The sequence below is a fragment of the Paraburkholderia panacisoli genome (assembly GCF_008369935.1).
In the GTDB taxonomy this organism is placed as follows: Bacteria; Pseudomonadota; Gammaproteobacteria; order Burkholderiales; family Burkholderiaceae; genus Paraburkholderia; species Paraburkholderia panacisoli.
The window spans coordinates 81,012-107,348 of the sequence record NZ_VTUZ01000033.1; the positions used below are offsets into that span (position 1 = coordinate 81,012).

The 26,337-nt window shown below is 61.3% G+C and carries 21 protein-coding genes; 10 read left to right on the forward strand and 11 right to left on the reverse strand.

The window, feature by feature from the left end; all coding sequences use genetic code 11:
• Positions 1-37 precede the first annotated feature (37 nt).
• Positions 38-1,021: an aliphatic sulfonate ABC transporter substrate-binding protein gene (locus FVF58_RS35385; RefSeq protein ID WP_149674401.1), complete on the forward strand. Its 984-nt coding sequence runs from the start codon at positions 38-40 to the stop codon at positions 1,019-1,021.
• A 153-nt stretch (positions 1,022-1,174) separates the two neighbouring features.
• On the opposite strand, the gene FVF58_RS35390 is transcribed toward FVF58_RS35385, so the two are convergent.
• Both FVF58_RS35390 and FVF58_RS35395 read right to left on the reverse strand, forming a co-directional pair.
• On the reverse strand, positions 1,175-3,031 hold the full coding sequence (locus FVF58_RS35390) for a ShlB/FhaC/HecB family hemolysin secretion/activation protein (protein ID WP_425468998.1): 1,857 nt from the start codon (positions 3,029-3,031) through the stop codon (positions 1,175-1,177).
• Positions 2,967-5,222, reverse strand: a complete 2,256-nt coding sequence (locus FVF58_RS35395; protein ID WP_149674367.1) for a two-partner secretion domain-containing protein — start codon at positions 5,220-5,222, stop codon at positions 2,967-2,969. The genes FVF58_RS35390 and FVF58_RS35395 overlap by 65 nt, the downstream gene beginning before the upstream one ends.
• Positions 5,223-5,759: 537 nt before the next feature.
• On the opposite strand from FVF58_RS35395, the gene FVF58_RS35400 reads away from it, so the two are divergent.
• A complete protein-coding gene (locus tag FVF58_RS35400; RefSeq protein ID WP_246217312.1) occupies positions 5,760-6,323 on the forward strand; it encodes an EAL domain-containing protein in 564 nt (187 codons plus the stop codon).
• A gap of 37 nt (positions 6,324-6,360) precedes the next feature.
• On the opposite strand, the gene FVF58_RS35405 is transcribed toward FVF58_RS35400, so the two are convergent.
• Positions 6,361-7,728 (reverse strand): MFS transporter, encoded by a 1,368-nt coding sequence (locus tag FVF58_RS35405; protein ID WP_149674368.1) that lies wholly within the window; start codon positions 7,726-7,728, stop codon positions 6,361-6,363.
• 300 nt (positions 7,729-8,028) lie between these two features.
• Here FVF58_RS35405 and FVF58_RS35410 point away from each other — a divergent pair, with 300 nt between their 5' ends.
• Positions 8,029-8,946 carry a LysR family transcriptional regulator gene (locus tag FVF58_RS35410; RefSeq protein WP_149674369.1) on the forward strand — a complete coding sequence of 306 codons (918 nt, stop codon included), beginning with the start codon at positions 8,029-8,031 and terminating at the stop codon, positions 8,944-8,946.
• Positions 8,947-9,050: 104 nt separating this feature from the next.
• On the opposite strand, the gene FVF58_RS35415 is transcribed toward FVF58_RS35410, so the two are convergent.
• The 4 genes from FVF58_RS35415 to FVF58_RS35430 form a co-directional block, all read right to left on the reverse strand.
• Positions 9,051-10,184 carry an amidohydrolase family protein gene (locus tag FVF58_RS35415; RefSeq protein ID WP_149674370.1) on the reverse strand — a complete coding sequence of 378 codons (1,134 nt, stop codon included), beginning with the start codon at positions 10,182-10,184 and terminating at the stop codon, positions 9,051-9,053.
• Positions 10,181-11,491 (reverse strand): MFS transporter, encoded by a 1,311-nt coding sequence (locus FVF58_RS35420; protein ID WP_149674371.1) that lies wholly within the window; start codon positions 11,489-11,491, stop codon positions 10,181-10,183. Before FVF58_RS35420 ends, FVF58_RS35415 begins: the two co-directional genes overlap by 4 nt.
• 75 nt (positions 11,492-11,566) lie before the next feature.
• Positions 11,567-12,841, reverse strand: a complete 1,275-nt coding sequence (locus FVF58_RS35425) for a CaiB/BaiF CoA transferase family protein (RefSeq protein ID WP_149674372.1) — start codon at positions 12,839-12,841, stop codon at positions 11,567-11,569.
• The gene (locus tag FVF58_RS35430) at positions 12,838-13,824 is read right to left on the reverse strand and encodes a hydroxymethylglutaryl-CoA lyase (protein ID WP_149674373.1); all 987 of its coding nucleotides are present in this window, start codon (positions 13,822-13,824) and stop codon (positions 12,838-12,840) included. The genes FVF58_RS35425 and FVF58_RS35430 overlap by 4 nt, the downstream gene beginning before the upstream one ends.
• 191 nt (positions 13,825-14,015) lie before the next feature.
• Here FVF58_RS35430 and FVF58_RS35435 point away from each other — a divergent pair, with 191 nt between their 5' ends.
• Together FVF58_RS35435 and FVF58_RS35440 are read left to right on the forward strand one after the other, a co-directional pair.
• A complete protein-coding gene (locus FVF58_RS35435) occupies positions 14,016-14,825 on the forward strand; it encodes an IclR family transcriptional regulator (RefSeq protein WP_188131021.1) in 810 nt (269 codons plus the stop codon).
• A gap of 424 nt (positions 14,826-15,249) precedes the next feature.
• Positions 15,250-16,950 carry a 3-(methylthio)propionyl-CoA ligase gene (locus FVF58_RS35440; protein WP_149674374.1) on the forward strand — a complete coding sequence of 567 codons (1,701 nt, stop codon included), beginning with the start codon at positions 15,250-15,252 and terminating at the stop codon, positions 16,948-16,950.
• 415 nt (positions 16,951-17,365) lie between these two features.
• Here the strand turns inward: FVF58_RS35440 and FVF58_RS35445 are convergent, their stop codons facing one another.
• A complete protein-coding gene (locus FVF58_RS35445) occupies positions 17,366-19,510 on the reverse strand; it encodes a TonB-dependent siderophore receptor (RefSeq protein WP_246217315.1) in 2,145 nt (714 codons plus the stop codon).
• A 173-nt stretch (positions 19,511-19,683) separates the two neighbouring features.
• On the opposite strand from FVF58_RS35445, the gene FVF58_RS35450 reads away from it, so the two are divergent.
• From FVF58_RS35450 to FVF58_RS35470, 5 genes are all read left to right on the forward strand, one after another.
• Positions 19,684-19,905 carry a hypothetical protein gene (locus FVF58_RS35450; protein ID WP_149674376.1) on the forward strand — a complete coding sequence of 74 codons (222 nt, stop codon included), beginning with the start codon at positions 19,684-19,686 and terminating at the stop codon, positions 19,903-19,905.
• Positions 19,906-19,983: 78 nt separating this feature from the next.
• Complete coding sequence (locus tag FVF58_RS35455) at positions 19,984-20,868, forward strand: bifunctional helix-turn-helix transcriptional regulator/GNAT family N-acetyltransferase (RefSeq protein WP_149674377.1); 885 nt, start codon at positions 19,984-19,986, stop codon at positions 20,866-20,868.
• A 205-nt stretch (positions 20,869-21,073) separates the two neighbouring features.
• Positions 21,074-21,805, forward strand: a complete 732-nt coding sequence (locus FVF58_RS35460; RefSeq protein ID WP_149674378.1) for an oxygen-binding di-iron domain-containing protein — start codon at positions 21,074-21,076, stop codon at positions 21,803-21,805.
• A 385-nt stretch (positions 21,806-22,190) separates the two neighbouring features.
• Complete coding sequence (locus FVF58_RS35465) at positions 22,191-22,679, forward strand: cache domain-containing protein (RefSeq protein WP_149674379.1); 489 nt, start codon at positions 22,191-22,193, stop codon at positions 22,677-22,679.
• A gap of 238 nt (positions 22,680-22,917) precedes the next feature.
• Positions 22,918-23,364, forward strand: a complete 447-nt coding sequence (locus FVF58_RS35470; RefSeq protein WP_246217313.1) for a GFA family protein — start codon at positions 22,918-22,920, stop codon at positions 23,362-23,364.
• Positions 23,365-23,543: 179 nt separating this feature from the next.
• Here FVF58_RS35470 and FVF58_RS35475 read toward each other — a convergent pair whose 3' ends face one another.
• From FVF58_RS35475 to FVF58_RS35485, 3 genes are all read right to left on the reverse strand, one after another.
• Positions 23,544-23,735: a hypothetical protein gene (locus FVF58_RS35475; protein ID WP_149674381.1), complete on the reverse strand. Its 192-nt coding sequence runs from the start codon at positions 23,733-23,735 to the stop codon at positions 23,544-23,546.
• A 150-nt stretch (positions 23,736-23,885) separates the two neighbouring features.
• Complete coding sequence (locus FVF58_RS35480) at positions 23,886-24,767, reverse strand: alpha/beta fold hydrolase (RefSeq protein ID WP_149674382.1); 882 nt, start codon at positions 24,765-24,767, stop codon at positions 23,886-23,888.
• Between the two features lie 778 nt (positions 24,768-25,545).
• Positions 25,546-26,337: a molybdopterin-dependent oxidoreductase gene (locus FVF58_RS35485; protein WP_149674383.1), complete on the reverse strand. Its 792-nt coding sequence runs from the start codon at positions 26,335-26,337 to the stop codon at positions 25,546-25,548.

Sequence of the window (26,337 nt, forward strand, 5' to 3'; positions counted from 1 at the left end):
CGTGACACTTTCTCTCTTTCGCTTGCTCGCGCGCGCGATGCTGACTTCACTGCTCGTCGTCGGTGTTGCTCACGCGCAAACCGCTGCCAGTGCTTCGGCGCCGGTGAAACTGCGTATCGGCTATCAAAAGTCGTCGACGCTCATCACGATTCTGAGAGCACGTGGCTCGCTCGAGCAGGCACTAGCGCCGCTGGGCGTGAGCATTACGTGGAATGAGTTTGCAAGCGGCTTGCCGCTGACCGAAGCGCTCAATGCGGACGCAGTCGATTTCAGTGCCGATGTCGCCGATACGGTCCCGGTTTTTGCGCAGGCCGCTCACGCACGCTTCGTGTATGTCGCACAGGAAGCACCGTCGCCTGGCGCTCAGGCCATCATCGTGAAACGCGACGGACCGCTGCATACACTCGCAGACCTGAAAGGCCAGCGCATCGCCGTGACCAAGGCCGCAGGCAGTCACTATCTGCTGCTAGCCGCGCTCGCCAAAGCGGGGCTGACGCCGGCCGACGTGCGCATCAGCTATCTGACGCCTGCCGATGGACGGGCCGCATTCGAGCGCGGCAGCGTGGATGCGTGGATCACGTGGGACCCGTATGTCGCGGCGGTCGACCAGGCACCGCACGTGCGCATTCTGGCCAATGGCGAAGGGCTCGCTTCCTATCAACGGTACTACCTGGCGTCCAGCAACTTTGCCGCGGCCCACGTTGACGTGATCAATACCGTGTTCGCGCAGTTGACGGCGGCGGGCGTATGGGCTCGAGCCCATCCGGACGATGCGGCGAAGCTGCTGGGGCCGATTTGGGGATTGGACGCGGCGACGATCGAGCGCGCAAATGGACGCCGCAGTTATGTCGTGCGCGCGGTGGACGCGCAGAATTTCGGTGAGCAGCAAAAGATTGCCGATACGTTCTATCGCGCGGGTCTTTTGCCGGCGCCGGTCGATACAGGCTCGGCGCAACGCTGGAACTTCAGCACGAAGCGGGCTCAAGCCGTGCTCACGTCGACTAGCGCTTCTGGCGGATAGGACGGTGGCAGCAGGCTAGTCATCGGGCGCGGTCCGATCTTCAAAAATAGGCAATGGGCACCGAGATGCCGCCGCGTTGATGCCCAATGATCGACGAAAGCAGCAGCGTGCATGCCGGCGCGCTGCCACGCCACCCGCGCCGCCGCCTGGCAATCAACTACCGATCGAAACATACAACAACACCATCGGCGCCTTCGATCCACCCGGGGTCGGCGCGCGCAGCGGCACGCCATAAGTGCAGCGAAAGTCGACGAATCGCGACCACTGAAACCGCACGCCCGCGCCGACGCTGGCGAGTGAACCGCTACTGGTTTCCGCGGGCTGATCGATGCGATTCCACACATGCCCGGCATCGAAAAAAACAAAAGCTTGAACGATCGCGCTGCTTGCGCCGAACGGCAGTCCGGGCGCGCGCAATTCGGTCTGCACGTTCCAGCCGCGATCGCCGAGCGCGACGTACGGGGTGTACCCTCGCACGCTGGACTCTCCGCCGAGTCCCATTTCTTCGCTGGGCAACAACGTGTTCGGTGTCCACTGGAATGCGCCGCTTGCGCTCAGCGTGACGCCAGCGCCGAGCGCGAACGTGCGCAGCGCGGACAGTTGCAGATACATGTAGCGAGGGGTCGCGCCTTGTCGCGCGGCGTTGAACGCGGCGTCGTCGTTCGCGCTATCCAGTGCCCCCGGACTGCCGACGAGCGTCGCCGATGCGTGCGCGGCTCCCACATCGGTCGGCTTGCTGATGTCGTAGGTCAACAGGAATTGATGCACGTGGGTGTTCGAGTTGAACACCTGAAAGCCGCCGAATTCCAGATCGTTGTTGCTGCGCTTGAAGTCGTAGCCGAACTGGATCTGCTGCGCCGTGTCGGTCGTGCCCGGCAGACGCCAGTCGTAGCGCACACTCATCTGCGCGGAGATACCGGTCTGCCCATAGCTCTCGGGCAGCCGTGGCGTGCTTTGCGCATAGACCCCGAACAGTTCGATGCTGTCGCCCCACGGCAATGGCGCGACGTAGTTCAGCGCATGCGCGGTGAAGCGCGCGCGATCAGGCCGCCCTTCGATGTCCGGATTGCCGCTGAAGAAGTCGTTGCTCGCGGTGAATTGATAGGCAATCTGCTGGTCGAGCCCGAACAGGTTGCCGTAGCCGATGCCCGCGAAGAAGCGATCGCGGCCGAGATCGGGCACGCCGGCGTTGTCGTAACCCGCGTTCACGCGCAGCGGCAGGCGATCTTCCGTCTGCAGGATCACGTCAGTCGAGTTCGCCGCATCGCCGGGTGTAAAGACCGCGTCCACCCGCCGATACGGGTTCGCGTTGAGCACGGTCAGTCCCGCCGACACCTCCGACTGCAGGATCGCGCCGCCGGGTTCGAGCGGCATTTCGCGTTCGAGCAACGCGTCGGAAAAGTAGCGGTTGCCGCGAGCGCGAACCTGGCCCAGCCGGAATTCGGCGACGGCGATATGCACCACGCCCGCGCTCACGTCCTGCTCGGGCACGTAGACATCCACCAGCGGTTTGCCCGCCGCGCGATAACGCTCGACTACCGCGCGGCGGATCTCGGCAAGGCGCGCGAAGCTCAGCGGCTTGCCGAGATCGGCCTCGAAGGCGTTTAGAAATTGGGCGTCGAGTACCGGCAGATCGTTGGCGGCGATGCGTTGCGACGGCGCCAGCGCTGCTGGCGCATTGGTACCCGCGGGTTCAAAGATCAACCCTTCGAGCCTGCTAACGGCGATCTGCGCGGCTTCCGTGTCGGCTTCGGGAGACTGCTGGGGCGGCGCGCGGCGCGGCGTCGGCGGGGCAGGCTGCGGCGCGAGGTCCCGCCACGCCTGCGCCGATGCCGGAGAACACTGAACGGCGGCTGCAATACCTAGCGCGATCAGTGGACGATGCAGAGGCACGAACACGCGTCGCGTTACGCGCGCCGGTTCGGCGGCGGACGACCCGACTCGCCTAGTGCGCAAGCTGCCAGCGCAGTACGGGGTGGGTGGCGCCGGCCGGCATCGCCCATACGCCATTCGGACCCAGGTCGTAGCCGGCAAAGCTCGCGGGGTTGCTCATCTGCGCGGTGGTGAGCCCGTTCGACAGCGGCAGCGTCCCGCCGCTCAAAGGCTGCCCCGTCGTTTGCGTGTTCCAGTAGACATCCGGCGCGAGGGTGCCGGAACCAAAGGCGATCACGCCGTGGGTCGCCATCAGGCGAGTCTGAACCGCACCCGTGGCGAACGACTGGCTGATCTTTCCATCGTTGATGCCGGCCAGCCCGCCGCCGAAGCCCGTCGAATAGGTCGGGCTGACGCTGCCCGTCGCATACGACTGCATGATCGAACCCAGGTTGTAGCCCACGAGCCCGCCGTTCGCGTCGGAACCCGAGACTGTGGCGCTGCTCCACGAGCGCTCGACGGTGTTCTCGTTTCGCCCCACCAGGCCGCCGAACGTGGTGCCTTCCTGCGTCGCTTCCGCGGCCACGCCTGTCGTGTGCGCGGAGGTGATCAAGCCCTGGTTGACGCCGGCCAGAATGCCGCTGCCCAGAAAGCTCGTGCTGACCGAGCCATTCTCAACGCCCACATCACGCAGCACGCCCGCCTGTCCAACCACACCGAACAAGCCGGCCGAGTAGTCGTGACTGAAATCGGCGATCTGGATCGTGGCGTTAAGCACGCTATGCCACATGCCGTCGAACTGGCCCGTGAAGGGCGTCGCGTGATTGCCGATCGGCGTGAGCGCGACACCCGCCGCGTCGACATCCTTGCCGAGCGCGTAGTTGCCCGCCAGGTCCTGCGAAATGTTTTCCAGGTCGGTGACGTTGTTGATCAGCTTGTACGCGGTGATCTGCGTGATCTGGCCACTGCCCGGCGCGCGGGTCCACGCCGAATTGGCAAGCAGCGTGCCCGCGCTGTAGGTCCCGTTCATGTCGTATAGCGCATCGACGATCCCGGTGCTGCGCGACCAGTCAACGACGCCGTGGTTGACGACGCCGCCGCCGTTGTCGAGGCTCGCGGCGTCCGCGCGCAACGTCAGATTGCCGCTGCCCTGATTGCCGATGGTTGCGCCTTGTCTGACTGTCAGCGTGTGATAGGCCGCGAGTGTCAACGACGCGCTGCCTCGCCAGGTGATCCCCGAATTCACGTTGAGGTCGCCGCTATTGCCGCTCGCGCCCGTCGTTTGCACATCGACTGACGTGCCGTTGCCGAGGCTCGCCGAAAGCGCGCGTGCCGCCTTGCCGTCGACCGTGAACCCCGCTGTCGAGATGTTCCATTGGCCGGCCTTCACCGACGTGCCGCCTCTGGGGAAGGTCACGGTGTCCGCGCTCATGTCGACGGTGCCGCCGGTCGCCTCGATCGAACCGCCGGGCCGTACCAGACCATGGCCGGCGACCAGCCAGACGTGACCGTCGCGCGTGGCCGTGCCGGTTGCGCGGATGGCTTCGTGATTGCCGGCGAGCGCGTAGATGTTGCCGTCCATCGCTTGCAGATTGACCTGCGCGGCCCGAATCATGCCGCTATTCGACAGCAACCCGCCCGTGCCCGCCCGAACGAACACCTGCTTGCCCGACGAGGAATCCTGCAGCAGCACCTGCTGCGCGACGGCCAGTTCCGCCGTGCCGTTGGGCGCACGGACGGTGCCCGCGTTGGTCACGTCGCTTCGCGCGATGAGGAAGACGTCGCCCCCGCTCGACGCGATGGTGCCGAGATTGACGATGCCCGCGCTCGAGTTGCCGGACAGTGTCAGAGGTCCGCCGTTCATGAAGGCGGTGGTGCTGTCCACGTCGAGTGTCGATGCGACGAAGCGTCCATTGGTGGAAATCACGCCCTTCGGTCCGACCAGGACGCCTTGCGGGTTGATCAGGTAGACGCTGCCGCTGGCGGTGAGGGTGCCGAGAATCGCCGAGGGCGAGCCGCCCGTCACGCGATTGAGCGTGGCGCCATTGGCGTTAGCGAAGACGACGTGATTGTTGCCGCCGATCGAAAAGCTGTCCCAGTCGACCACGCCGCGGCCGGAGCTCTGGTTGATCGTCAAGGTGGCGCCGCTGCCGCCGATCGACCCTGTTCCGCCGACGAAGTGTCCACCGGCCGGCAACGGTCCGGCCGCTCGCGCATGCAGTGGCGTGACGCAGCAAAGGACGGCGGCGGCAACGGGAAGCAGCGCGACGAGCGCGTTGCGGCGACGTACATCAGGTCCAGCATCTGATACCGGCGAAACATGGTTCATCACGTCTCCTTGTCGCCTGTAGATCGCGTCGCTTGCCACGCTGGACGTGCAAAGCGCGGCGCTTCCTGCTTCCCGCTCACGTTGCTCCAACCGGCTGCACGTTCACGGGATTATCTACGACCAATCCGGACATCACAGGGTGTGATGCGGATCCAATACCAACGTTTTCGGCCTAAACATCTGCGGAATAGGACATGAGCCGGCATCGTTGCCGGACCTTGGGGAAAGCCCGCAGCCGTTCGGTGATTGCGGACATCGCCGTTCACGGGACGCAGCGTAGCATTTGCGGAGCCGATGTTGACGGAGCCTGTCATATCGGCACAGACATAAAGTTGTCCGCAAGTTTGTCGATAGCACGACAGAGAGCATGCCGCGTGCGCTGACCTGGCACGCCGCAGGACAAACAGTCACACAAGACTGCTACAGAACAAGCGAGAGGGCCGATGACTGGTGTCTATAACCCGCTGCTGGTCTGCCTGTCGCTGGTAGTCGCATTCCTCGCGTCCTGTACGGCCGTGGAACTGTCCGCCGGACTGAATGCGCTCGCGAGCGCGAAACGGCGGCCGCTTTGGCTTGCCGGCGGCGCCCGAGGCGTCGTCCGCCGAAGCGCTTGCCGCTGGTGCGCTGCGGCGGCTGAGCGAGGAGATCGTCGTCGATGGCTTGCCGCTGCGGGTGAGTGCAAGCATCGGCATCGCGTTTCACCCTCGCGACGGCGGCAATGCCGACGAACTGCTGCATAGCGCGGACGCGGCGATGTACGCGGCCAAGCAAAGTGGGCGCAACACGTTCTGCGTGTTCGAGGCGCAGATGAACCAGAGCGCGCTCAAGTCGCTGATCCTGCAACGCGACCTGCATCGGGCGTTGAGCGACGGCGAACTCAGCATGTCGTTCCAGCCGAAGTTCAGCGTCGCATCGCAATCAGTGACCGGTGTCGAGGCGCTGATCCGCTGGCGTCATCCCGAACTCGGCGAGATTGCTCCGCTCGAATTCATCCCTCTCGCGGAACGGCCGTTGCCTGCGTCGGAGTTTCTGGCGTTTCTGCGTTGCTCCGCGGACCGGATCGTGGGCGCCGGGAGTGCCTGCGCAGCGCCCGCGGGATGACGAGCGCGCCGCCAGAACAATCGGATGGGGGTTCGAATTACTTCAATCCGCCCAATGACCGATGCGCACCGGCATGCGTATTCGTGGTTTGCCGGCCGCGAGCCATCAGCATCAACATCAGCGCGGAGAACGCGGCAGGCACCGCGACCGCCATGAACAGATCGGCATTGGGCCAGTTCATCCGGATCAACTCGCCGCCGATCACCGGCCCCACGATGGAGCCGATGCGCCCGATGCCCAGGCTCCAGCCGATGCCGGTGGAGCGCAGCGAAGTGGGATAGTAGGTGGCCGCGAGCGCATTGACCGCCGGTTGCGCGCCGATGATCGACAAGCCCGTCACACCCACGACGGCGATCAGCACCCCCAGCGGAAGCCCCGGCCGGCCGATGGTCGCGATGGACACCGCGGCCAGCAGGAACGCAGGGATGAGAACCTTGAAGAAGCCGACACGATCGATGATCGGCCCCATCACCACCGTGCCGGCCACACCGCCTAGCTGAAGCGCGGTGCCCACCAGGATCGCCGTCGAAGTCGACAGGCCTGCGCTCCTGGCGATCGTCGGCAGCCAGTTGGACAGGAAGTACAGATTCAGCAGATTCATGAAGTTGACGGCCCACAACAGCAACGTGGTCTTCGCACGTCCCGCGTGGAACAGCTCGACGACGGGTGCCTGGTTCGGGCGCGACTCAGGCACTACGTAGCGCGTATCTCGCGTCACGGTCATGGCCGGATCGATGCGGAGCAACGTTGCTGCCACGCGTTCGAGTCGCACGCCGCGCACCACTGAGAACACCATGGATTCCGGCAGATACAGGAACATCAGAATCGCAAGCACGAGCGGCACGATGCCGCCGACGATGAACACCGACTGCCATCCCCACAACGGAATCAGGTTCGCGGCGATCAGTCCGCCCAGCACTGCGCCGAGAGTAAAGCCGCATGACACCCACATCATCAGCGTGACGCGCTTGCGCTTCGGGCTGAATTCGCCGGCGAGCGCCATTGCATTGGGCATGATGGCGCCAAGGCCCAGCCCGGTGACGAAGCGGATGATCAGCAATTCAGTCATCGTGCTCACCTGCGATGTCGCGAGCATGCAGACCGAAAACGCGAGCGTCGCGCCGATCAACACCGGACGCCGTCCCACCTTGTCTGCGACGACGCTCAAGGCCAGTGAGCCGAACAGCATGCCCAGCAGACCGGCGCCAAATACCGGCCCGAACGCGGCCTTGTTCACGCCCCACGACTGGATGATGGCGGGCGCGACGAAGCCCATCGATTGAACGTCGAACCCGTCAATGACCACCGTCAGGCCGAGCAGTATCAGAAGCCCGATCTGAAAGCGGCTCACACGGTTCGCATCGATAAAGGCGGGGAGGTCTATGGCCTCTCGCTGAGTGTCCATTGCTGCGTCTCCTGAGAATGCATATTGGAACTGTCGAAGCGGGCCTCGCGGCTGCTTCAATTCTGCGGTGGTCTCTCACTGTTTGACAGGCACCTCGCGCACACGCGAAGAGCCAGGTTGTTGCCACGTACTCTAAGAGAGGATCGCGTTTGTCAGGAAGCTGTCCGGCGGCATTTCATTTATGCCGCCACGGCACAAATGCGCGTATGGTGACGGTGAACGTTTCTCGTGCGGGAAACGGGACGGCAAGCCGCACGGACGGGCGTGTCTGTCGATCGGTGACAAGAGGGGACGCAACGCATGAAGAATTCAGGCCTGGACCAGCTGCATGCGATCGAGTTGTTCTGTGCCGCAGCGAAAGCTCAGAGTTTCACTGCGGGCGCGACGGCGTTGGGAGTGACACCTTCCGCTATCAGCAAAGCCGTGCAGCGGCTCGAAAACCGGCTGGGACTCAAGCTCTTTCAGCGCACGACCCGTGCGATTCGCCTGACCGAAGACGGTCTCGCCTACTACAAGACCTGCCAGGCGGCGTTGGAGAGCATTCAACAGGCGGAACGGGTGCTGACGCGGCATGGAATGCCGCGCGGGGAATTGCGGATCAGTCTGCCATACAGCTACGGCATCAAACGGGTGATTCCGTTGATACCGAAGTACGTCAAGCGCTACCTGGGGCAGGTGAACGTCGTCGTCTCGCTCAGCAATGCGCTGGCGGATTTCGTCACGCAGAACTTCGACCTCGCGATCCGGTTGGGACACGTCGCCGATTCACGACTTGTCGCGCGGACGTTGCACGAGGCGCGCTATCGTGTAGTCGCCTCGCCGGCCTATTTGCGCGGGCGCGACGTACCCATGCGGCCGGAGCAATTGCGCGACTACGATTGCCTCGGTCTGCTCATGCCCGACACCGGACGCGTGCTGTCGTGGACTTTTTCCGCAAACGCAGGCGCTGCGTATGAAGTTCCGATCCGGCCGAAGATCGCATTCGATCACCCGCTGGCGACACTGGCCGGTGTGCTGAACGACGGGGGCTTCGCGCAACTGCTCGATTTCACGGTCGACGACGAACTACGCAGCGGGCGTCTCGTCGAAGTGTTGACTGATTGTGGGCCGCCACCGCAGGCGGTGTCGGTCGTCTATCCGAGCAATCGACATACGTCGACGAAGGTGCGGACGTTTGTGGATTTTCTGGTGGAGGCGGGCGGCGCGGGGCAGGGTTGAAACGGAAGTCACCGCGATGGCGCAAACGCAACCTCAACCCTGTAGAACGCCTGAAAAAGTGCCGGACAGACGTTCGCCTCATACGCAGCCCGTCACTGCGACGATCAGCCAAGCCGATACACCTTACTCACGGTGCCTCGGAACAACGCTTCGCGCTCATCGGGACTCGCCTGCGCAGTCAGGCGTTTGAACGCATTCCAGCCGTTGCTGTACGGGTATGAGCCCTTGTCGACCGGGAAATTGCTCTCGAACATGCAACGGCCGGCGCCGAACATTTCGATGCAACTGTGCATCCACGGTTTCCAGGCCTCGGCGAGTTGGACGGACGAGGGCGGTAGTTCACCCTTCTCGAAGTCGAAGCCGTTGATTCGCATCCCCAACCCACCGACCTTCACATACACATTAGGCAACTGCGCCAACTCGCTCATGGATCGTGACCAGCTTTCGAATACTTCCTTGTGTTGATCCGCGTAGCTGGCGATACGCACGACGCCGCCGCAGTGATTGATGATGACGGGTGTGTCCGGGTAAGCCTTGGCAAGATCGAACAGCTCCGGGAGTTGCGGGAAGAAAAGCCAGGCGTCGTAAGAAAGACCCAGCGGCCCCAACTGCGCCACACCCGCGCGATAGTTCCGATCGAGCAGCAATCCGCGCGGCGCGGCCGAGACCGGATTCACGAGGGTCTGGTCAGCGTCCCAGGTCACGAGATGCCGCACGCCGCGGAACCGGCCCTGTCCGGCCTGGAGATGCGTTTCGAGGACAGCGCGCGCCGCCGCACCGCGACGAAGGTCCGCATAGCCGACAATGCCCTTTGCGACCTGCGGCTTATCGCGCTGTATCGGCGCCGTCGCACCGGCAACATATTCAACTTCACCGACCGGCCGCAATTCGTCAGGCCCTGACTGCCGGTAACGGGTCAGTGCCTGCATATAGACCGACGCCGTGATGTTATGTCCGGAGTGTGCGTCGCGAAGATATTCGTCGAGCAGATAGGTCCAACCCGGCCGATCGTAGAAGTGATGATGGGCGTCGATGATCGGAATCTCCGGTTCAAGCGCGGCTTCGGTCCCGGAGGCGAGCCAGTCGGAGCGAACGGGCAGATAGTTGCTGGTCGGATTCATGGGACGCGCTTCTTCCTTGGCGAATGCCTGCGTGGCGGTGATGGCGGGAATGGCGATCGACGCTGCGGCGGCGCGCAGAAGCTGGCGGCGCATCGGCGAATGAATCGGTCCTGTCATTTTGCCCCCCGATTGAAGGCGTAAAGGGAGAGCGTCAACAGCGTCGTGATGACGAGCACGACAGCCAGACCGAACATACCGGCAGTGTATGTACCGAAGCTGTCCTTCAGGTGGCCGACGAGATAGGGGCCGGCGAACCCGCCAAGTGCCCCGATCGAATTGATCAATGCCAGTCCGCCAGCGGCTGCCTGGCCGGAGAGGAAGCGGGCGGGCAGCGTATAGAAAATCGTGCGTCCCGCAATCGTGCCGATCAGTGCCAGCGTAATGCCGACCATCGCGGGCAATAGTTGATTGAAGTACGTTGAAGCACCGAGCGCGACAGCGCCAATCAGAAGGCCTGCGGCGAGGTTTGCAATGGGTCCGCCGCGACGATCGACACGTCTGGCCCACCAGAGCAGGGCGATAGTGGCGAAGAAGTACGGCACCGCAGACATCCAGCCGGTCTGCATCACGCTCATGCCGTGGGCTTTGAGCATCTGGGGCAACCAGATGCCGATACCGTAAGAGCCCATCGTGAAGCCAAACGAGATCATCGCCAGAAGATACACACGGACGTCCTTGAGCACGGCACCAAAATGTTTCTCTTTCTGACTCGACGAATTCTCGCGGTCGAACGCGCCCTGCAGGGCCTGACGCTCGACTGGCGACAACCAGCTGGCGTCGGCGGGCTTATCTGCAAGCATCCGGAGCACGAGGTAGCCGATCACGCACGCTGGCAACCCCTGGATGATGAACATCCATCTCCAGCCCGCTAATCCGAATGTGCCATCGAGTTGGAGCAGCCACGTGGAAAACGGGCCACCGATCAAAGAAGACAGCGGCGTCGAGACGGTGAACCACGCAAGCACGCGAGTGCGATATTGAGCTGGGAACCAGAGGGCGAGGAAAAAGATCACGCCGGGAAAGAAACCGGCTTCGGCGATGCCTAGCAGGAGCCGGATCGCATAGAAGCTGTTAGGTCCGACGGCAGCCGCAGTCAACGCAGCCATCATGCCCCACGAAATCATGATCCGCGCGAGCCACCGTCGCGCGCCGAAGCGGTAAAGCGCAAGATTGCTCGGCACTTCGAACACGCAATATCCCGCGAACATGATGCCGGCGCCCCAACCAAACTGGGTCGCGGTCAATCCGAGGTCATGGTTCATCGTCAATGCGGCAAAGCCGACGCTGGTGCGATCCAGGTAGTTGAAGAAATATGCAAGGGCAAGCAGCGGAATGAAGCGCCACGCCGCTTTTCGCACCGCCTGCTGTTCGAGGCTGGAATCGGCAGACCTATCGGCCGTCATTCCCGGGGAAATGGATGTCATTGTCGTCTCCAAACATGGGCTGACCGAACCGGCGCTCGCCGATCGGTTCAGCGTTTTTCGCATTGCGTTCCGGCGTCAGGCGCTCGCAAGCTCATTGGCCGAAGGACTCGACTGACCGCCCGACTGCCGGTTCTGGCATCTGACGACGCCGGCATCGATCAACTGCGAGAGTTCGTCATGGGTGTAGCCGAGCTGCGAAAGCAGCTCCTGCGTGTTCTGCCCGAGTGCGGGCGGTGCCGCGCGCAGACGTAACCGCTCGCCGTCTAGCGTCAGAGGGAGCAATGCGGTGCGCGTGGAGACCGGCTGACCCGCGCCACTGGCATCGGGCGGCAAGGTCACGTCGGCCAGCCCGCCGGTAGCGAGCAGGTGCGGATCGTCAAACAGATCTTGCGGCCTGGTGATCGGCGCGTACGGCAAGCCGATGCGTTCGAAGGTCGCGCTGATTTCCGCCGCGGTGAACGCTTCCATGTGCTGGCGCAGTTGCGGCAGAAGCCAGTCGCGCGCCTGGACTCGCTGGTTGTTGGTGGCAATGCGCTCATCCGACTTCAGCCCGGTCAGACCGAACGCGTCACAGAACAAGGCCCACTGCGTGTCCGACACAACCGCCAGGAAAATCTGTTCGCCGTTCTTGACGGAGAAGACGTCGTACACGGCCCATGCGGAGATGCGGCTTGGCATCGGTGCTGCAGCCTTACCCGTCACGGCGTACTGCATCATGTGCTGTGCTACGAGGAACACGTTGTTTTCAAACAGTGCACTCTGGACTTCCTGACCTTTGCCCGTGCGCTCGCGCTGGGCCAGTGCGGCCATCGCGCCGATGGCGCCGAACATGCCGCCCATGATGTCGTTGACGCTGGTGCCGGCTCGCAGCGGCCGTCCTTCTGGCCCTGTCATATAGGCGAGGCCGCCCATCATCTGCACCACTTCATCCAGCGCGGTCCGATGGTCATAAGGGCCCGGAAGAAATCCCTTGTGGGAGACATACACGAGACGAGGGTTGAGCTTCGACAGCGCCGCGTATCCCAGCCCGAGCTTGTCCATCGTTCCGCTCTTGAAGTTCTCGCTGAAAATGTCAGCGCCGGCGAGCAGCTTGTGAACGATCTCGATACCGCGAGGATCTTTCACGTCGACGGCAATGCTTTTCTTGTTCCGGTTGAAGGTGCTAAAAAAGCCCGCGCCCGATCCACGCAGCGCTCGCGTGCTGTCGCCGGAAATCGGCTCGATCTTGATGACTTCAGCGCCGAGGTCTGCCAGCACCATGCCGCAGGTCGGCCCCATGACCATGTGCGTCATTTCGATCACACGCACGCCGCTGTACGGCAGGGCTTGATTCGACCGAACTTCACTCATTGCGCCACTCCCAATAAACACCCTTCCGGTTGCGGCGCACTCGGCGCACGCCCATCCGCATACCGGAACCCTTTTGGCAGACCGGCGTCCTGGACATGTCCGTACAGCGCTTCGCCCGGAAGCGCTTCGGCAAGAATCGCGCGTGCAGCGATGAGAGCGTCAATGTCGATGCCCGTGTCATAACCCATTGCTTCGAGCAGGAACGCGAGGTCTTCGGTAACGATGTTGCCGGTCGCGCCTGGCGCGTAAGGACAGCCGCCAAGACCCGCCTGGCTGGCGTCGATGGTCGTGACGCCTGCTTCGAGGGCCGCGACGACATTCGCCAGGCCCTGACCGCGCGTGTTGTGGAAGTGCGCGCCGCCTGCCTTGCTACCGAGTTCGGTCTGCAAACGACGGAACAGGCGGCGGACCTGGGTTGGGTTTGCATAGCCGCTGGTGTCGGACAGTCCAACTTCGTCCGCACCGGACTCGGCCATCGCCAGACACATGCGCATCGTCTGGTCGTCGCTGACCGTGCCCGCGATCGTGCACCCGAATGCGACGGAGACGCCCGCTTCGATCTGCACGCCGGGGAACTGCGCATTGCGCAAGGCAACGATCTCGCGCACTTCGTCGATCATCTGCGCGGTCGTCTTGCGGATGTTCGCCATCGAGTGCTCATCGGTCACCGATACCGGCAATGTGATCTTGTGCACGCCTGCTTCAAAGGCGCTTTGTGAACCACGCAGGTTCGGCGCGAGCACTGCCACGTGGAGACCGGGGATCGTCAATGCATGGGCTACCACCTCACGAATGTCGGCCATCTGCGGCAGCAGCTTTGCGGGCACGAAGGAGCCGACCTCGATCTCCTTCAGCCCCGCAGCGGCAAGAGCGGAAATCCAGCGAAGCTTGGCCGGCGTGGGCATGACGGTCTTGATGCTTTGAAGGCCGTCACGCGGGCCGACTTCACTGACAAGAACCTTGGGTGTTGGAGAAATATTCAAGGGGAACTCCTTCATGTGTTCTATCGGAGAGAATGATGTTCTGTCGAATAGAACTATAGAAGCAAAAATCGTTGAGTTAAAGTTGGGTAAACCCGTCTTTTGGAAGAATTTTAGAACTTGTGTTCTGCGTGATAGAACGGTACAGTCACCGCTAGGGAAACTTGATAGGGAAAATGGCCGTGGTCAGCGAGATGCAGGAATCGACGTCTTCGGAGTCGGCGCGGCCGAATGAGGGGTCTAGCGGCGTCGCGGTGCTCGATCGCGCGTTCGCGATTCTCAATGCATTCGGGCCGACCGACGATCACTTGTCGCTGGCTGAACTGTCGCGTCGTACCGATCTGTACAAGAGCACGGTGCTGCGCTTGCTGGGTGCCCTCGAACACGGCGGATTTATCCGCAAGCTGAGTGACGGGCAGTACGCAATCGGACCGCAACCACTGCGCCTCGCTGCGCTCTACCAGCGGTCGTTCCAGGTGGGGCCAGTGATCGAGCCGATCTTGCAGCAACTGAGTCGCGACCTCGGCGAAACTGCATCGCTGTATGTGCGGCAGGGCAGCCAGCGACTGGTGCTGTTTCGGGTCGAACCCGCTCGGGCCGTGCGTGTTTCCATCCGTATCGGCGAAGAATTTCCGATCGACAAGGGCGCGTCAGGCAAGGTGCTGCTGGCGTTTACGGAGACTCAGGACCCTCGCTGGGACGAGGTGCGCGAACGATTGTGGGCTGTGTCGCATGGCGAGCGCGATCCGGAAACAGCGTCGGTATCCGTGCCGATTTTCGGCGCGACGGGTGAACTGGTGGGAGCGCTCGCCCTGTCGGGGCCGAAGGCCAGATTTGACATGACGTCGACAATCACAGCCGCGCTGACCACTTTGCTCCAATGCGCAAAACGGGCGACCGTCGCGCTTGGCGGCATGGGCGCGCGATTCGATGCCAGCATCGCGAGCATCGTCGAGAAAGGATTCCCTGCGAATGGGAATCCGGATGCACAGAATCCAGCGTAAGAGTACGCGAACACGCCACCGCGCTCGCTTTCGGCGCTGAGCACGGCGCTTGCCTCACCACAGGCTGATAGCGGCACTCCAAACATGCACACGTTCGACCTGAAGTCCGGCGCACTCCGGCGCACAATGTAGCCTGCCGGGCGCATTGCTCGCGCCGCGTGCGAGTACCGCGAGCACAACGAGCCAGCAATATTCACTTAGCCCTTTGCAACAGGTCCGGCGCTAACCTATCTTGAATCACTGAGCCGAATTTGCCGGCCGGCTCATCACAAAGGCCAGCAAGGACTTCACCTTTCGAGTACCAACGGCAAGCGTCGAGAACCCCAATGCCCGCATCGCACTCGAAAAGCCAAGGCTCGCCACCCGTTGCGGCCGGTCCTCATAAGCGACTTTTTCAGGTTCAAAACAGCACGGAGGCGCGGCTATGACGACACCGCTGCATGGACAGATGATGGACGTGCCGCTGACGGTTTCTTCGTTGCTGGCTCATGCGTCACGCTACTTCGGCGCGACGGAGATCGTGTCGAAGCGCATCGAGGGCGACGTGCATCGCTACACGTATCGCGACTGCGAGAAGCGCGCGAAGCAACTCGCGCAGGCGCTGATCGCGCTGGGCGTCGAGCCGGGCGACCGGATCGGTACGCTCGCATGGAACGGCTACCGGCACCTGGAAACGTACTACGGCACGACCGGCTTCGGCGCCGTCTGCCACACGATCAACCCGCGTCTCTTTCCCGATCAGATCGCCTACATCGTCAATCACGCCGACGACAGCTACGTGTTGTTCGACATCACGTTCGCGTCGCTGGTCGACGTGCTCGCGCCGCAATGTCCGAACGTGCGCGGCTGGATTGCGATGACGGATGACATGCACATGCCGCCTATGTCGACGGCGGCATCGAGCTACGAAGCGCTGCTCGCAAAGCACGACGGCAACTTCGACTGGCCGCTGCTCGACGAGCGCAGCGCGTCGAATCTATGCTACACGTCGGGCACGACCGGCAATCCGAAGGGGGTGCTGTACTCGCATCGCTCCACTGTGCTGCATGCGCTCGGCGCGTCGCTTCCTGGCGCGATGGGGCTGTCCGCGCGCGATTCCGTGCTGCCCGTCGTGCCGATGTTCCATGTGAACGCGTGGGGCATTCCGCACGCCGCGCCATTGACCGGCGCGAAGCTGGTGTTCCCCGGCAAGGACCTCGACGGCAAGTCGCTCTACGCGCTGATGGAAGCCGAGCGCGTCACGTGTTCCGCGGGTGTGCCGACGGTGTGGCTTGGGCTGCTCAGCTATGTGCGCGAAGCGGGTGTGCGCTTTTCGTCGCTGGAGCGCACGGTGATTGGCGGTTCGGCGTGCCCGCCTGCGATGCTCAGGATGTTCAAGGAGGACTACGGCGTCGAGGCTATCCACGGCTGGGGCATGACTGAGATGTCGCCGCTCGGCACGCTGGCAAGACTCAACTGGGAGCAGACGCAGCGCTCGCCGGACGAACAGCGCAGGCTGCTGGAGAAGCAGGGACATGTGGTCTATGGCGTCGACATGAAAATCGTCGGCGCGGACGGGCAGGAATTGCCGTGGGACGGCGTCGCGTTCGGCGATCTGCACGTGCGCGGGCCGTGGGTGATCGACCGGTATTTCCGCAAGGACGACTCGCCGCTCGCGGACGGCTGGTTTCCGACCGGTGACGTCGCCACCATCGACCGCGATGGCTTCATGCGCATCACTGATCGCAGCAAAGACCTGATCAAGTCCGGCTGTGAATGGATCAGTTCAATCGACATCGAGAACATCGCGATCGCGCATCCTGCGGTGGCGGAAGCGGCGTGCATTGCATGCGCGCATCCGTTATGGGTCGAGCGGCCGTTGCTGGTGGTCGTCAAGCGTGCCGGCCTGGATGTCACGCGCGAGGAACTGCTCGCGTTCTACGAAGGCAAGGTCGCCAAATGGTGGATTCCCGACGACGCCGTTTTCGTCGACCAGTTGCTGCACACCGCGACCGGAAAACTGCACAAGCTGAAGCTGCGCGAGCAGTTCCGTGATCACGTTTTGCCTTCCGCGCGCGATGTTGAGAACTGTCCGCTTACCGATCGAATGACGGCGGGATCCGGGCCAACACCTGCGCCAGAATGATTGGAACAGACTACGGAAGGACCGGTACGGCGATGCAAGTTTGCATGGTTGATTGACCGTGGCCGGCTTTTGGAATTTGATGACCGGTTGCGCAGGGTGCCAGCGAGCACTAGTCGGACGAGCAGAAATCGGGCACGGCAATCTGATTCGTTTCGGCGCCAAGGCGGACTTCGGATACGCCCGCATTCGAACTGATCGACAACGGCAGCGCCGACAGTCTGTTCAGAACTTACAAAACCTGGTTTGATCGGCTATTCACGAGCGCGACGCCGGTATAGCGATTCCCGTTGCCGGAGATTTTCTTCGACTGATCGGATCACGATCCATCCCGACAACGGGAGATGGGACGTGGCCCAATGGTTTCGGCCGCTGAAGAACTGCGATACCGCCCAGTTGCATCAGCATCGCGCGACCGTCAGAAGTCCACTCGCGCATTAATGGAAACAGTCCGCGGTTCGCCCGGCTGAATATAGTCGGCGTACTGGAATGCCCAGTAGCGGCGGTTCGTCACGTTATCGAGCGCTGCGCGCACGCCGACGTTATGACCCGCGATGCGCGTCGTGTAAGTCGCGCCGAGGTTGAAGATCATATAGCCCGGCACGTTCAGATCGCCGGACGGGCGCAAGTTCGTATTGCCGGTGAATTTCGCATCTGCGCCGACGGTCAGGCCTGGCATGGCTGGCACCGAGTAGTTCACGTGCGCCGCGGCGACGAAACCCGGTGCGCCCGCGACACGATTGCCGTCGTTGCTCGAGCCTTTCTCGTAGTGCGTGGCGATCCACATGATGTCACCGCCGACCGTCCAGTTGTTGCCAAGCCGCACGTCCGTGCCGGCCTCGATGCCCTGGAAGATCGATTCGCCATCCTCGACGAACACGTTGTCGCTGTTCGCATACTGCGCGCCCCGTTCGATGCGAAAGAGCGCTGCGGTCGCGCTCCAGCGATCGTTCTGGCTTTTCACGCCGAATTCGTACTGCTTGCTGCGCAGCGGCTTGAGTACCGCGCCGGCGTTGGCATAGCTTTCACTGACGACATTGCCCGCTTCGAGCGATTCGACATAGCTCGCATAGAGCGTCGTGGTCGGCGCGAGCTTGTACATCAGCGCGACGCTCGGCGTCACCACGCCGTTTTGCGTGTAGGTCGAAGTGGTCGCGCCGTCGAGGTCGTAGCCGTGCTGTTCGTAATTCGTATAACGCACGCCGCCGAGTACCGACCAGCGCTGCGTGAGCGCAATGGTATCGCTCGCAAAGAGCGCCTTCTGCGTGATGTCGGCGTTGCGGTAGGTGTAGAAGCCTTGACTGTCGTAACGATTGACGTTCGGCTGATAGATGTTGCCCGTGCCGATCTGACCGTAGAAGCTGTTCGCGGTGTAGTCGTTGGTCTGCTTCTGATACGCGGCGCCGAATACGAGCTGATGCTGCAAGGGGCCGGTCTTCACGAGGCCTTCTGCCATCACCTGCCACGTGTTGAGCTGATGGCCTTCCTTGCCTTCGAAGCGCGTGTCGTTGTAGTCGCCTGCCGGATTGAGCAGATAGAACGTACTCTCATTGCGATAGCGCGTGCTTTTGCTGAAGCTGTACGTCGTGCTCAGCGTCCAGTCCTGGTTGAGGTCGTAGCGCAGACCGGCAGTGTAGATCTGCAGGTTGGTGTCCAGATGCTGGTCCGGCGTGACGAGCGTGCTGCTCCCGCCGCTCAAGGTCGGTGGCAGTGAGGTGCCGGTGTATTGTGCCGTCGAGATTGCGGTGGTGATACCCGACGCATGACGATCCTGATACAGCGCGCCGAAGGTCGCGGTGAGGTCTCGCGTAATCCGGGCATCGGCGGCAAGCGAGAACGAATTGCGGCGCACGTTGCCGCCGTTATAGGTCGTGCCTTCCTCATGCGTCGCGTTGAAGCGATAGCCGAACATGCTGTCCGGACCCACGCGGCCGCCGAGATCGACGTGGCTCATCCAGACCGCGGTCGATGCGTAACCGACATCGACGCTGGCGATCTGCTTGTCCGTCACGGGCGGCTTCTTCGTCACGTAGTTCACGATGCCGCCTGGCGAGCCGAAGCCGTACATGAAGCCCGACAAGCCCTTCAAAAGCTGGACGCTCTCGAGCTGTTCGTAAGGCATGGTGATGCCGTAGGCGTTGAAGGGCTGACCGTCGATCCGGAAGCTGTTTTGCCAGTCGAGCTGCATGCCGCGCACGGTGATATAGCTCGCCCATGCGTTATACGGATTGCTGTTGTCGGACACCGACGCATCTTGCGCAAAGACGTCGCCCAGTTTCTTGACCTGGCGGTCTTCGAGTTCCTCGCCGCTAACCACGGTGGTGGAGTAGGGCGTTTCGAGTTGCGTGCGGGTACCGAGTGCGCCGCTCGACACGTCCTCGTGCAGATGCTGCAACGGGTCCTTTGACGCGGTGACGGAAACCGCAGGCAGTGTCGCGTCCTGGGACGCTTTGTCCGTCGTGGTTTGATCAAGAGCTGGCGTCTGTCCGGCGGAGTTTTGCTGTGCCAGCGCGGGTTGGCCCATCGAAAGCAGCAATATTGCAGCACACGCCATGGGCCGCATCCGGAAACCGCCACCGGTTCCGCGGCTGCATGTACTTGATTTCATACGTTTTTCTCAGTCTTGTGTAAATGCGAACTATTCGCATTTAGCCGCGCGCATTCTGCACGATAGTTAGTGACTTGTAAACTTGCGAATAGTCTTGCTATTGCTTGGCCGCGTCGGTGGGCGACGGGGTGAAGATGCTGTCCGCGGCCTTCAGGTTCATCCGACTGGTGCAGGAAAGATCTGCGGTGCTGCACGTGAACACACCGTCTGTCGCCGTTAGTGAATCCGGTCCCGCGCCGCAGGCATTACTCGACGTGCTGCTGGCTTGCAAAGTCGTAGTGGTCGCCGGAGCAGGCGTTTCGGTGCTGCAACCTTCCAATTTGCTTGAGCGGCCGGTTCATCCGAACTGAGCCCGTCGTTCAGGGGAAGACAGCGCATTCCTCGACTTTACGTTGACCGATTTCATATCTCTGACTAAAGTCAGAGATATGAGCGCATCCGACATTCTCCAGATCCGTAGCTTTAACCGCATCGTCGCCGAAAGCATTGGCGCTATCGATGACCATTTCCTCGGACGGGGCCGCCCGATGGGTGAATCACGCCTGCTATGGGAGATCGGAGTCGAAGGTGCGGATATTCGTACTCTTCGCGCGCGGCTAAATCTTGATTCGGGCTATGTCAGCCGGACGTTGGCGTCGCTTGAACGGCAAAAACTCGTCGCTGTCCTCACTCATTCGAGCGACCGCCGGGTACGCCGGGTTTGCCTGACTCAGGAGGGCCTCATGGAACGGGCCGAACTCGAACGGCTCTCTGACGCGGTCGCTTTACGCGCGCTCGAACCGCTCGGCGATGAGCAGCGTCGGAGGCTGGTCGCAGCCATGTCTGAGGTTGAGCGTTTGCTGCAGGCATCCCTTGTGAATTTCGCGCTCGAGGATCCAGATAGTGATGACGCGCGATGGTGCTTTGAACAGTATTTTGGCGAGCTTGATAAGCGCTTTGAAGCAGGATTCGACCCGTCCAGCAGCCTGTCGGCGGATGCGCATGAACTGAAGGCACCGCAGGGCGCGTTGATCGTCGCGAGACTCCGTGGAAGCCCGATCGGCTGCGTTGCGCTGAAGTTTCATAAGAAGTCCCCGGCCGAACTCAAAAGAATGTGGGTGAGCCCTTCCGCTCGCGGTATGGGTGTAGGCCGCCGATTGATGGTCGAGGCGGAGAAACGTGCTCGGCAAGCCAAAGTGCGCATTATTCGCCTGGAGACAAATCGAACTCTGGGCGAGGCGATTTCGCTATACCGGCAATCTGGTTACGTCGAAGTCGATGCGTTCAGCGCGGAACCGTATGCGCACCACTGGTTTGAAAAGCGACTGGTCTGAACGGCCGTAACTCTTTGCTCCACGGACTTTCGAATGTCGCTGATGATCGTCTCATGCGGGTCGATCGAAGCCCGTTGTCGTCGGGCTCAGTCCGGCCAGAAGTGTTCATTGGACATCAGTACCTGGATGGTCGACAATCGGCGAACGTGCACCGGCGATCTGACCGAGCCTGGACTACGTAAGTTGCCCAAGAAAGGAGCGCACCATGGCGACCCTATCCCTTTCGAGCGGTACAACAATCGACGAGATTGCGCAACGCATCTATCGCATCTCGACTCCAGTCGTGACCCCTGGTGGTGGCGGATTCTCGTTCAACCAGTACCTGATCGACGACGACGAGCCGCTGCTATTTCATACCGGTCTGCGCAGGCTGTTTCCGGTCGTCCGGGAAGCAGTCGAGCGGATAATACCAATTGATCGTTTGCGTTATGTCGGTTTCTCGCATTTCGAGGCCGACGAATGCGGCGCACTCAATGAGTTTCTCGCGGCCGCGCCGCGTGCGGAGCCACTGTGCGGCCAGATCGCGGCCATGGTCTCGGTTAGTGATTATGCCGACCGGCCGCCACGCGCGCTGGATGATGACGAGACGATCTCGCTCGGACAGCACAGCGTGCGCTGGCTTTATACGCCGCATCTACCGCACGCGTGGGAATGTGGATTCCTCATGGAGACCGCGTCGGCAACGCTGCTTTGTGGCGATTTGTTTACCCAAGGCGGTTCGCATCACCCGCCACTTACCGAGGGCGACATCCTCGAACCGAGCGAGGCGTACCGTCACAAGATGGACTACTTCTCACACACCAGGGGCGCCCGCGCAATGCTGGAACGCCTTGCTGCATTGCAGCCGACAACGCTGGCCTGCATGCACGGCAGCGCTTGGCGCGGTGATGGCGCGGCCTTGTTGCGCGCGCTCGCCGAAAGCGTCGAACGCGCCTAGGCTCTATGCTGATGGGTATGGGACAGCAGTCGGCCAGTTTTCGCCATTCGCGACCGTCCGCTATCGAGCCGACATTGATGCGGGAAAACGATTCTGGCTAGGCTGCGCTTCGTGCACTAGTCTTTTGCATACAGAGTAGGCGCCTCACTTCCACAGGCCGCTCTTGTGCGGGGCTCATCGAGCCTATCGCCACGCGCCAACGGCTCCGATCGGCAGTCGTCATTCGCGACGGCTGAACAGCCATTGAAAGCGGCCCACGCCTAGTAATTGGAACTGGCCACGCGGTCACGCGCAGAGGCTGCACAGATCCAGCAATACCATTTCGGGCCGGGAAGAGCGACCGATGTACGGGCCAGCGCAGAACTCAACCGTTGGAGATACTGGTATGAACGGTAAAGCTCTCGTTACCAGCGTATTGCTACTGGTCGGATTATTCTGCCCCGCGTCGCCTGCATTTTCTCAGTCATCTCCCCCGACGTCCGAGACAGCAAAACAAACCGAAGCACTGGTCGACAGAGCCGCGGCGTTGATCGGCAGTAAAGGCAAGGTCGCGTTTTCCGAGTTCAGAATCAAAGGCAGCGAGTGGTTCCACGGCGACACCTATCTGTTCGTTTACGATCTGAAGGAAAATGTCTTGTTGAATCCGGCCTTCCCTGCCCGTGAGGGAACCAACGTCAGCGGTCAGAAAGATACCAACGGCAAGCCGTTTCATGACGCCATGATCCAGACGGTTGAAACGAAGGGATCGGGCTGGGTTGACTACATGTTCCTGAGACCGGGGCAGAGTCAGCCATCGCATAAATGGACCTATGTGAAGGCAGTCAAGATCGACGGAGTTCCAGGCCTGGTGGGTTCGGGCTTCTATTCGGAGTAGGTTCTGGCTAGCCTCGGTTGATCGCCGCTCAACCATGGCAGAACCCGTTTTGGCAACTGGTGTCGAGCGACCGCTTTCGGCCTTCGAATTCCACAGCTTGTCATTCCGCTTTGGGTCGGTTTTTCCCTTTTGCATGGGTTACGCGCTTGAGACGATCGTCGGGCCCGGTCGTGGGACGCTGTGACATGAAGAGACAGTCAACGGCTATGCCTGCATGATTGACGATACACGCTAAGGTATGGATCACGCTTTGTCTGCAAATTGGAGAAGACTCGTGTCAAATTCCTGGAAAGGGCGTTGTCTCTGTGGCGCTGTGCAATACCAGGCTGACGGCGCGTCGCTGGCTCAACTCATCTGTCATTGCAGGGATTGCCAGCGTGCGTCGGGCTCAGCAGGTTTGCCTGTCGTCGTCGTGAGTGCTTCGGCGTTTTCGTTCAAAGGTGAAACCAGGACGTATACGAAAACCGGCGGCAGCGGGATGCCAACAACCCGGAATTTCTGCGCACATTGCGGCAGCCTGCTGTTTGGAACACCAGCTCATGCGTCGGAAATAGTGACGATCTATGCGGGCACCCTTGATGAGCCTTGGCGATTCAGTGCCGAATTCATTCAATTTTCCTCTGGTCGGCATCGACTCGACGGACATGAGCCCGGGGTAACGCAACATGCGGGAAGGGCACCCTGAGAACCCCGCTTTCTTGCTCCCCAGTCAGAGATGTCGGGTTTCTGCAGGGAGACTGCCCAAGTCGTTCGACAAACCATTCTGATAATGAATCGGCGCATCCAGAGCTTCGTTCAAATCGAGTTCGTCGTTGCACATACTGTTCACGTTGATATAGGGGTATCCCGTTCCATTCGGCAAATTCACACGGTCAAATACGTGAACACCACATCGCTTGCAGAAAGGAAGGCGAGCGACGGGTTATCGCCCTGATATTGCGTCAGTGCGCTTTCATCGGAAAGAAGGACGAAGTTTTCCGGTCGGACAACAATCAGCACCGACTTGGAATGAGCGACACGCCGAGCGTCGTCCGGCGCTTTCGGAAATCGGGTCACTATCGCGCCATGCAGGCGGCTGGCAGTTTGATCGTCAATCTAGGCAATCGTGAAAAAGACAACCAAACCATCGTGGATTGATATCAAGGGACATCAATCGGCATTCGATCGCGCGGGTTGACTTGCGCTCGTTCAAGACCTGTACGCAACTCACGAACGGCGATGCAGGAAGTCGACGACCACGTCTGTCGTCGCCTGCGGCTGCTCTTCCGTGATCCAGTGCCCGCAATCCGGGATGATCACATGTCCGACGTTATCGGCGACACACTGCATCACCGCGCCGATCATGGGGCCGAATGTAGCTTCGCCACCGAGGGCCAAGACCGGCATCTGAAGCTTGCCCTGCGCAAGGAACGTCCCGTTGTCGGCGGCATCCTGGCTGAACGCCAGGAACTGGGCAAAGCTCGCTCGCATTGCGCCGGGTCGCGCATAGAGCGCCGCATAATGCTGGCGCTTCGCTTCATCAAACCGTTTATGGTCCCGGGAAAGTTCGTTCCAGAAGCGGTCGAGATAAATGCGCTCTCGGCCGGCGACCAGGCGTTCCATGTCCCGACCACCGAAGCCAAAGTGCCACATGGCCGGATCCTTTGTGATCTGATCCCAGGGGCCGATGCCGGGCAGCGGCGCATCGATCGCCACCCACCGGCTCACGCGCTCGGGGTGAGTGGCGGCGACTGCGAAGCCGACCATGATGCCGATGTCGTGCGTCACCAATTCGGCCGTACGCACACCCAAGGCGTCCAGCACGCCCACCAAGTCTGCCGCCTGATTCTTCTTGTCGTAGCCGCCATCAGGCTTCGACGAGAGGCCCAACCCACGCAGGTCGGGCGCGACAACCATGTGGTCTTCGATGAGTCGGCTCGCCAGATGACCCCACATGTCGCCCGTTGTGCCGAAGCCGTGCAGCATGACCACTGCCGGGCCATGACCACCGACCCGCACATGGAGGGATGTGCCGTTGGTTTCGATCGTCCGCGTCTGCGTCACAGCCGGGAAGGGATAAACCCCATCTACGTGTGCATGCTCGCTCATCTGTGTACTCCAGGTTTGCTGCCAGTTGGGGGCGGCTCGTTGCGCGGGGGCGAACCACCCGGTTAGTGGTTATAACAACGTAAAAATGCAGTCTGACGCCTGCGATTAAGTCAGGACTGGTTGTTATCGCTTTCGTAGTATTGCTGTTTGCAAGTCATAAGAACTGCCTTATGAATTAGGCAACGGGACACTGTCAACCTCTCCTGGACAAACACCAGCGACGGCAACTCGAATGACCGCACATCGATGAGGATCCGCCGGGGCGCGACCATCAGACCCCGCCCGACTCTGATCCAGTTTTACTCCGTGGGAACACATAGCAATCGCCCGACGAACCTGCGCACCAGTGCCGCTACCTCATCAGTATTCTCATTCAATGCAAAATGGCCTGCATTCATGCGGTTATCCTATCCGGGTGACTTGACGACGACAAGTGAAAAGGTTCCTTATTCTTTTTCCACCAGCGCAACAATGTTGACTAGGTGTAGAGGCCCGATAACATAGATAGTTCGGCCCGATTAAATCGGTTTGAAATCACATTCAGCGCGAATGCTGGAGCGGCACTCCGGCGGCTGCAACTGGTCCTGCCACGTAGCTGAGTTAAGTCCGGCGGGAATCGGCAGCCGGCATAGAATAGGCGTCGTTGGGAGCTGCGTCGTGTTGAAGCGCAGTTCGTTTCATAACCGCAATAGTCGCGGCATTTCCTGCAACATGCAAACAACGATAAAGTACCGTTTGCGCAAGAGAGTCAACGATGCACCCGGCCAGCTGGTACCGTTCAGGAGCCGCCGAACCAGTTGTAACCCTGGTTCTCCCAATAACCCCCTGGATATTCGTTCGTCACACTGATCGCGACGATATGCTTCGGATTCTTGTAGCCGAGTTTGGTCGGAATGCGCAGCTTCATCGGGAAGCCGTATTTCGGTGGTAGCACTTCACCGTCATACGTCAGTGTGAGCAGGGTCTGCGCATGCAGCGCCGTTGGCATGTCGATGCTGGTCCAGTAGTTGTCCGCGCAGTGCAGTGACAAGTACTTCGCTGTCGTGTCGACGCCCGCGCGCTTCAGGAAATTGGAGAAGCGCACGCCACCCCATCGGCCAATCGCACTCCATCCTTCGATGCAAATGTGACGCGTAATCTGGTCTTCCTGCGGCAACGCGCGCAATTCGTCGAGGGCCCAGTCGCATTTGCCATTCGCCAAGCCACCCACCTGGAGCCGGTAGGTAGCGGTGTCGACTTCGGGCACATCGTCGATGCCATAAAACGCGTTGAAGGGAAACGGCCGCGTGATCATCGACTCCGGATAGGTCGGTGCCATCTCGTTCGGATTGAACAGCAGCGCTTGCACGTTGTCGTTGAACGACGACATTCTGCGCAGCATGGTGTTCACCGACTTGTCATTGGACAAATCGCAGCCTGACATCAGCGCAATGCCGCCGAGCGTGAGAATTCGCCTTCCGAGCAGGCGACGTGCCGGATCTTTCAGTTCATTGCGCGCATCTTTAATGATGGATTCAGCGTGAGACGAAAGAAACGTATCGGGTTTCTGAGTCCTTTTTCGAGAAGTCAT